This is a genomic window from Isachenkonia alkalipeptolytica, assembly GCF_009910325.1.
GTDB classification, from domain to species: Bacteria; Bacillota; Clostridia; order Peptostreptococcales; family T1SED10-28; genus Isachenkonia; species Isachenkonia alkalipeptolytica.
In genome coordinates this window covers 1-1917 of record NZ_SUMG01000050.1, presented here as the reverse complement: position 1 = coordinate 1917, position 1917 = coordinate 1, and the positions used below count along the sequence as shown (strand labels likewise).

Genomic DNA, 1917 nt, shown 5'->3' with positions numbered 1-1917 from the left:
GAAATGTCGTGACGAAAGCGAAGAGGTCACACCCGTTCCCATCCCGAACACGGAAGTTAAGCTCTTCAGCGCTGATGGTACTTGGTGGGTGACTGCCTGGGAGAGTAGGTCGTCGCGGCTTTTCTTTTTTTTGTTTTTTATTTGTATCGATGGTAACTGTCAATCCCATCATCAGAGAAAAAAAGCATTAAGACCCTGTTGCCTTAAAGAGAAAAAATTATTTTTTTCTCTTTAAGGTTTGTTTTTTTAAAATAAATTTTTATAAAAAAATTAATAAAAAAGCAGGAGAAATGAAAGAGTATCACGAATTAAATAAAGTAAGAAAGGATTGTGATTCTAATGGATAAAAATAATAATGAACTAACCTATAAGCATTCTAACGACAACAACACAGCGAAAGTGCTATACATTCGGGACTACTTGAAAAAACGGGAAAGCCAGCAAAACACCCAAGAGGACCCGGGGCTGAAAACCATGGGAAAAACCGCAGAAAACACCGCGGGAAACATCCAAAAGAAAGTCACTTACTTAGATGAGGATCGACAAAAAACCCTGGATCTATTTGCCAAGGTTTTACACACCATGAAAAAGGAAGGTTTCCAATAAGAAGAAAAAGGAATAAGAAAAAGGACCTTTAAAAAGTTCTCAAATAAAAAAAGCCTAAAGATCCAAGGTCATTGGAGGTAGGCTTTTTTTTGATTAAAGATTTTTCATTTTTATCGGTTATAAGCGTAATTAATGAAGGCTCCCAGCTGCGCTTACACCTCCGACCTAGCTAAAGGCTATGGCACTTTAAGGAAGGCGTCCTCTGGGCTAATATAACAGGAAGAACAATGGTTTACAGTGGGAAACTATGCAAAATCAATTTCGATCCCTCCAAAAACCGTGGAGGAGGAAATTCTTAAAATCTTGCCATGGTTGGGATGATCCGTGGATAAATTCGGTTCGTGGCGGGTTTCTTTTTTGGAGGTGAAAATTCCTGCGCTTTCATCTCCCAGTTGTTCTACGCCCCCAAAGACCGATTGTCCCTCGCAAATAATGGTTAAATCCCTCGGAACCTTTACTTCAATCCCGCCCAGAACGGCGGTTAAGTCTAAGTGGGTTTCCTGAGAAGGCAATTCTGCCAGAGAAAGGTCCAACTCCACCCCCCCTAAAAAGGCTACATAGGATTCCGAGCCCAGCTTCCAAGTCCCCCGGTTTCGTTCCAAACCCGATAGAACTGCATAATGACTTTTACCGATCTTTTTTTTCCCTGTTAACAATGTGATTCCGGAGACAATCAGGATTGCGGGAACAACTAGCTGCCAAAGCGAGGAAAGATTAAACATTAAGGGTTCGAATTCTATACGGTTGGCAATAAGCACCACTCCGATAAGGGCAATAAAAACTCCGATCAATCGTTGAAGCAGGCCTCCGGGCTTGAATAAGGTTTCAACCCCCCAATAAACAATGATCAGGGGCCAAAAATTTAAAAACAGCTGACCCACACTGTAATCCAATATGCCGAAATTGCTGAGCAGGGCCACCACCCCAATACTGAGAATGAAAATCCCCAGTATGATTCTTGATGATATCGCCTTCATAATCGTTTCCTCCTATTGTTATATTTGCTTGAATTATATTTTTCACGTGAAACATTTCTTAATATCATCATAAGGGATAAGCTGTAAATAAGCAATAGCAATATTTAAAGCCTATTAATAGACCGATGGCCCAAGGGAAGTAAAAAGCAAGGTCCTCCTCCTGTAGACGGAAAGAAAAAACCACTTGGGACGGATGCGTCTAAGAGCGTGTCAACCCTTTTAGAAAATGTCCTTAAATAGTTAAAACATAAGCACCAGATTGCTGGCGGTAATCGTGATTTTGTAAAATACAGAAATTACCAAGGTATAATGTTTTTGGGTAACCTTAATAAAC

General features: G+C 40.3%; 2 protein-coding genes and 1 rRNA gene. 2 read left to right on the top strand and 1 reads right to left on the bottom strand.

Annotated features, from left to right (window positions below; all coding sequences use genetic code 11):
- Positions 1–4 precede the first annotated feature (4 nt).
- Together rrf and ISALK_RS14790 are read left to right on the top strand one after the other, a co-directional pair.
- Positions 5–121 (top strand): 5S ribosomal RNA (gene rrf / locus ISALK_RS14795).
- Positions 122–339: 218 nt separating this feature from the next.
- Entirely contained in the window at positions 340–606 is a 267-nt protein-coding gene (locus tag ISALK_RS14790) for a hypothetical protein (RefSeq protein WP_160723648.1), read from the top strand.
- A 245-nt stretch (positions 607–851) separates the two neighbouring features.
- Here ISALK_RS14790 and ISALK_RS14785 read toward each other — a convergent pair whose 3' ends face one another.
- Positions 852–1583, bottom strand: a complete 732-nt coding sequence (locus tag ISALK_RS14785; protein ID WP_160723646.1) for a LiaF domain-containing protein — start codon at positions 1581–1583, stop codon at positions 852–854.
- Positions 1584–1917 lie beyond the last annotated feature (334 nt).